Genomic DNA, 5840 nt, shown 5'->3' with positions numbered 1-5840 from the left:
ATATTTTTACGCAGATAATTCATCAGGATGGGGATATAGACAATACGCCCCATTTTCTTTCTTGCACCGCCTGGTTGAATCAATTTTACGTTTGGGTGCAGATCGTAGAACAATTCTTCCCGGTACATTAATAAAATAGTAACACTGCCTCCCATTGCAGCAATGTAATTAGCAAGCTCTGCAGCCGTTCTTTCGGTGCCACCACAAGTCAATTTTGGTAATACAATCAGTATCCTATTACTGGTTATTTCCATTTTATTTTTAACCTATGAACTGCATATCCCAGTTTAAGCAATCCAAGTTTATCCAGCCTTTGTTTTAATCGGGATGTCTTATTGTTATTTAATCTTGCATTAAAGCTGTTATTAAGATTCTGGTCTACCGACTCATTAAAAGTAAAGTCAACTTTTTTAAGCAACTTGCTTTTATCAAAATTTACAAATCTGCTATTATGCTTAGTTCTTGTTCCGCTGCCGTCATTCCCCGTATTAAAAGACTTGGTGGCATAAGGAGCCACAGTAACCAGGTTATTTTTTATCATATGGTACACAAAAAGATAATCGGCCTTTAGCATATTTCCTTGTTGGATAAGGTGCTTAAAGGAAGAAAGTAAATCAATTCCGATGCTATTTAATCTTTCAACAAATTTTTTCTCATTCAAGTCCTTTCTTACATCTTCTATACTATACTGGTGGTCGTATAAATATTTATCTTTCCAGATACCAAAACCCCAGGGACAGTGCCGGTGCGTAAAATAGGTTTGGTTGATTTTTGATAAATCTTCTTCAAAAAATATAGATTGAGAGAATCCGGAAACCGAAATTACCCTGGGGTTATCCGTATAAAAATGTAAGCCCGCATTCATGTAAGTCAAAAAATCAGGAGATACGATGTTGTCATCTTCCATGAAAATAAGCGCTTCATATTCTTTAAAAATAACCGACACACTATCATGAATGGCTTTTACAAGGCCTTTGTTGGTATTATGGAAAACAGGTATTACCTGTTTAAACCGGCGAATGGATAAAATATATTCCCGTATTGCTTGAATTTGCGTTGTATGCGCATCAGTGTAGGGGGCATCGGAAGAAATATATACAACTGTATCATCTGCCAGGTCGCAATTAGCCAGGCTATCAATACATTGTTGCAGGTGTTGCAGCCGGTTATAAACTATAATTAATACGGGAAAATTCATTGAAACAAAAGTGATTAACCCGGCAGTTTCGGAAAGTCACTGTTTAAAACTATCAAAATATACATAATATTTTTATTGCTGCGCATAAAATTTTAGCAACCCCCTCTCTCTCTTTTTAATATAGCGCAGTGGGCTGCCCGCATATATGCTCCATGCTTCCAGGTCTTTTTTAACCAGGCTCATGGCACCGACCGCTACACCCTCATTTAACGTTACAGCCGGTAGAATTACAGTATTGGCGCCTACCTGGCAGAATTTTTTAAGTACGATTTGTCCCCCGGTCACATGAGTGAACTTTTCGGGAGCCATGGGGCTGATGAGAAAATTACCTCCAAAATCGTCGCTTGCACTAAATAAAGTACAGCGTGGCGAAAGCCCTGTATAATCTTCCATTACAATGCCAAATTTACCATACAATGCTGTGTAAGCAGCGATATGAATGTAACTGCCCAAGCTGATTTCGCCGGAGAGGAGGCAAAAGTCATCAATCCTTACATTGTTTCCGATTGAAATAGTTGACGGACTGTAAATACTGGCTTTATCCGAAATAAGTACTTCGGCACCCAGCGATTTAAATTTCATCCTGAGCAGTTGATCTCTTGGAATAAAAGCCATTTAGTTATTTTGAATTCTTAACAATAGTCTTGCTATCATATAAATTTCTTCTCTTGTCAGTGTATGGTAAAGAGGTAAACAGATTACCCGCTGACTAATATCTTCACTTACACTTACTACCGCAGGGTGCACATAAGGCAATGAATTCAATGAAGGATGGAAATAACGCCTGGGATATATAAGGTGCCTGTTCAATTCTTCAATAAACTTTACAGTAATTTCTGCAGTGGGTAAAACAATGGGATAATAGGCAAAATTGAATTGGGCTTCTTCACTTATTTTAATTTTCTTTTTATCCAGGTTAATCAATGCCTGGTCATAATGATCACTTTGTTCTTTTCGGCTTATCAGTATTTTATCTATGTACTGCAGGTTGGCTAAGCCCATGGCTGCATGGAATTCTGAATTTTTTCCATTGATACCAAGCTCTGCAAATCTTTCCGGACCGTCGTGCCCGAAATTGCGCATGTATGCCATCTTCTTCAATAGCTCTGCATCCTTTGTAAATAGTGCACCTCCTTCAATGGTATGAAACAATTTGGTAGAGTGAAAACTGGTTGTACTTATATCCCCATATTCAAAAACCGACCGCCCCTTGTATTGGGTTCCAAAACAATGTGCTGCATCATATATCACTTTCAGTTGGTGTTTTTGAGCTATTTTTTCAATAGCGGCTATGTTACAGGGATTTCCATACACATGGGTTGCTAAAATTGCACTGGTACGTGGAGTTATTAATGTCTCAATTTTTGCAGGGTCAATATTGAGCGTATCTGCATCAATATCTGCAAATACCGCTTCACATCCCTCCCACACAATACTGCTAACTGTTGCCACATAGGAAAATGGAGTAGTAATAATCTCCCCCTGTAAACCCAGGGCTTTGATGGCAATTTGGAGTGCAACGGTACCGTTAGTAAGAAAAAGCAAATGCTTTACATTCAGCCATTCTTTTAACTTCAATTCCAGTTCATTTACCAGCGGCCCATTATTGGTTAACCAGTTTCTTTCCCATATACCATCAAGGTACTGGGTGTAAATTTCCTTTGGTGGAAGAAAAGGCTTTGTTACAGGAATCATTGTTTATAATTTTTATACAAGTAATTATTTTATTGTTAAATCAACCATCCAGTTTTGGGGTATAAATTTCCCTTTATGCCAGTTCATTTCACTATCCCAATAACCTTCGCAGGCATCATAAACCTGTATGGCAAAGCCGTAACTGATTTCGAGAATAAGTGGAGCCCCTTCTTTATAAACAAAATCAAAAGCCAGACATTGGGCATTTAGTTGCCTTGTAAGGTCAAAGGCGATTTTAACAGTCTGCTCATCAAACAATTCTCTTTTGTAAAAAGTAATACCACTGCCAGATGCTCTAAAATCATTTTCCCTCACCATTCGCTGCATGGCAAATGCTTTTTGTCCTATTACAATTATGCGGACATCACAATCATTGCCCGGAATAAAGTCCTGGAAATAAATATATCCTTTTTCGTTGCCTGCTACTTTTGCAAATTCAGTAGTATAAAACAATCGGATAAACCCTTTGAATACATTGAATAAAGACGCTTTGCCATGTTTAAACTTGCGGATGCGCTCCGTAAAATTAGGCCATGGATCATATTGACTAAACCCCTTGCCGAATGCCTTGTTTACCAAACGAACGGCCTCTTGTCTTGATTTAACCAAACGTACATTTGCTGAGGATGCACCCGAGCGTAATTTAAATACTTTGGGAAACCCGGTACTGTTTACCCATTCAATGGCTTCCTTTTTTGTGTAAAAAACGTATGATGTAACCATCGGCGCTGCTACTGCTTCAAGCAAATATTTTTGCCCCACCTTATCATCAAAATGCCACATAGTGTTGTAATCAGGAAATATCTTTTTTCCGGAGGCTGCAACAGAATTTAATAATTGTTTTGCAAATAAAGTGTCTTTGGGGCTGGCATTGTGGAAATGCCACATCAATGCGTCACAATCAGACAATTGTTGTATAATGTTATCCTTATAGCAATCCACTAACTTGTAAGAAATATTTTTTTGTACACAATAACTAACCCAGCGATCGCTAAAACTAACTTCTGTATGATGTATCGCTATTTTCATCGGTCAATAAATTGTTTCATCCATATCTCAAGCCCCACCACAATCCACAGGGATGTTAATTCAGCAGAGCTTATCTTTTGCAAATTATTGATCCAGCCTTCAACCTGCACGCTGTTAAGGATATTCCTCCTTTTAATACCGGGTAAAATTTCATCCCGCAAGTAACTGTTAAACATCGGTTCACTCATAAATTCACGCAGGGGTATTCCAAAGCCCCCCTTATTTCTGAAAGCGAAGTCTTTACCAAATACGCCGGCGCATAATTTTTTCAACAGGTATTTTTCATTATTGCTTCCCTCGGCTGTTTTTCTTTTGATCAGATATTCGGCTGGTATGGTAAACGAATGATCAACCACATCATTATCCAGGAAAGGTACCCTGTTCTCAATGGAATGTGCCATCGACATTTTATCCTGCCTCGTTAACAGATCGGGCAGGTAAGTAGACATATCGTATTTAACCTGTTTGTCAAAAACGGAGCCCGTCAATTGATCATACACAGCCCTTCGCTGACCGGTGGCCTGCTCATAACTAAAATCAGTTTTTAAGGATTTGGCCATTTTTTCTGACATGGAGGCTACATCAATATTGGCCCGCATAAACGGATCGGCGTACCGGCTTAAATACGTTATCGGATTTACGTCTGCATGTTTTAACCCTGCCAGCAACTTCCTGTTAGCCCAAGGGTACATTGCGGCGTAAAACCGGGCATAACCGCCGAAAACTTCATCGGCACCTTCGCCACTTAATAATACCGTAACATAATCCCTTGCCCTTTGTGCCAGTAAATATATTCCAATGCTATTGGGGTGACTGATTGGCTCTTCCAAATGCCAGGTTGCTTTCACAATATGTTCCCGGTAAAAATCAGCTTTCAGCGGAAACTGGTGCGACACAAGACCCAACTGGTTAGTTACTTTTTCAATGAACAGCTGTTCATTGAAACCCTTGTCATCAAATGTTATGGACACGGTTTCCAGTAAATCATCCTGCTTTATTTTTTTTGCCAGCCAGGTTACCAGCGACGAATCAATTCCGCCGGATAGCTGGCAACCCAGTTTTACATCACTCATCAATTGCGACTTCACACTTTTACCCAATACAAGTTCGAAGTTTCGTAAAGCGCCGTCAAAGTTCGTGTCAGCAGCAGGTTTGCGCTGGTATTGATTGATATCAAAATAAGCGGTATCCTTTATTCCGGCTCCATGACTATACGTGAGATAATGACCCGGGGCCAACCTGTTTACGTCATCCAGGAGTGTTTTATTCAGGTTGTTCCTAAATACCAGGTATTCATCCAGCAAGCCGGCATTGAGGCTTGCCTTAAACTGTTCCAGTGCATAAAAACTTTTTAATTCAGATGAAAAAGCCAACACCCCGTTTCGATTATAATAATACATTGGCTTTATACCAAACCTGTCACGGGCAATGTACAATTTACGCTTTCTAAGATCGGCAACCACAATGGCAAACATGCCATTTAGTTTTTCCACCATATCATGCATTCCATATTTCAAATACAGGTAAAGCACCACTTCCGTATCGGTGGTACTTTTAAAATTGCAGCCATCTGCTACCAATGCAGGTTTTAAATCAAAGGCATTATAAACTTCGCCATTCAGCATTAGTATTACCTTCCCATCCGACGAACACATAGGCTGGTGACCATTTGTAGAAAGGTCCAATATGCTTAGCCTGTTAAATCCACACATCCCTTCAAATTGCTGATCAAGTGCCTCTGTTTCCTGGTGAGGATACTCCTTAGCTGTTTGATCGAACAAATTAAAAGCCATGATGCCCGAATCATCCGGCCCCCGGTGTTTCTGGGCAGCCAGCATATTCCTGATTACGGCTGTATTGCCTATTGGATGATTATCGGTGTTGATTTACCCTGTAATTCCACACATGAATTTTTTAT

At 39.6% G+C, this 5840-nt stretch carries 6 protein-coding genes; all 6 read right to left on the bottom strand.

Features of this window, described 5'->3' with window-relative positions:
* Window positions 1-254 (bottom strand): hypothetical protein (locus tag H7254_RS20705; RefSeq protein ID WP_301934785.1); only part of this gene is annotated, 254 nt, incomplete at its 3' end.
* Entirely contained in the window at window positions 245-1198 is a 954-nt protein-coding gene (locus H7254_RS20700; protein ID WP_301934784.1) for a glycosyltransferase family A protein, read from the bottom strand. The genes H7254_RS20700 and H7254_RS20705, both read right to left, overlap by 10 nt.
* Before the next feature lie 72 nt (window positions 1199-1270).
* Window positions 1271-1813 carry an acyltransferase gene (locus H7254_RS20695; protein WP_301934783.1) on the bottom strand — a complete coding sequence of 181 codons (543 nt, stop codon included), beginning with the start codon at window positions 1811-1813 and terminating at the stop codon, window positions 1271-1273.
* The gene (locus tag H7254_RS20690; RefSeq protein WP_301934782.1) at window positions 1814-2893 is read right to left on the bottom strand and encodes a DegT/DnrJ/EryC1/StrS aminotransferase family protein; all 1080 of its coding nucleotides are present in this window, start codon (window positions 2891-2893) and stop codon (window positions 1814-1816) included.
* A 24-nt stretch (window positions 2894-2917) separates the two neighbouring features.
* Window positions 2918-3922 (bottom strand): RimK family alpha-L-glutamate ligase, encoded by a 1005-nt coding sequence (locus tag H7254_RS20685; protein ID WP_301934781.1) that lies wholly within the window; start codon window positions 3920-3922, stop codon window positions 2918-2920.
* Window positions 3919-5769, bottom strand: a complete 1851-nt coding sequence (gene asnB / locus H7254_RS20680; RefSeq protein WP_301934786.1) for an asparagine synthase (glutamine-hydrolyzing) — start codon at window positions 5767-5769, stop codon at window positions 3919-3921. Before asnB ends, H7254_RS20685 begins: the two co-directional genes overlap by 4 nt.
* Window positions 5770-5840 lie beyond the last annotated feature (71 nt).

The sequence above is a fragment of the Ferruginibacter sp. genome, from assembly GCF_014377975.1.
Taxonomy (GTDB): Bacteria; Bacteroidota; Bacteroidia; order Chitinophagales; family Chitinophagaceae; genus Ferruginibacter.
Note: the sequence above shows the minus strand (reverse complement) of the source record. Positions and strands in the feature narration are given on the sequence as shown.

Excerpts from the sequence above, each read along its gene's own strand:
- H7254_RS20700 (WP_301934784.1), bottom strand. The coding sequence starts at position 1,198 with ATGAATTTTCCCGTATTAATTATAGTTTATAACCGGCTGCAACACCTG.
- H7254_RS20690 (WP_301934782.1), bottom strand. The coding sequence starts at position 2,893 with ATGATTCCTGTAACAAAGCCTTTTCTTCCACCAAAGGAAATTTACACC.
- H7254_RS20685 (WP_301934781.1), bottom strand. The coding sequence starts at position 3,922 with ATGAAAATAGCGATACATCATACAGAAGTTAGTTTTAGCGATCGCTGG.
- H7254_RS20695 (WP_301934783.1), bottom strand. The coding sequence starts at position 1,813 with ATGGCTTTTATTCCAAGAGATCAACTGCTCAGGATGAAATTTAAATCG.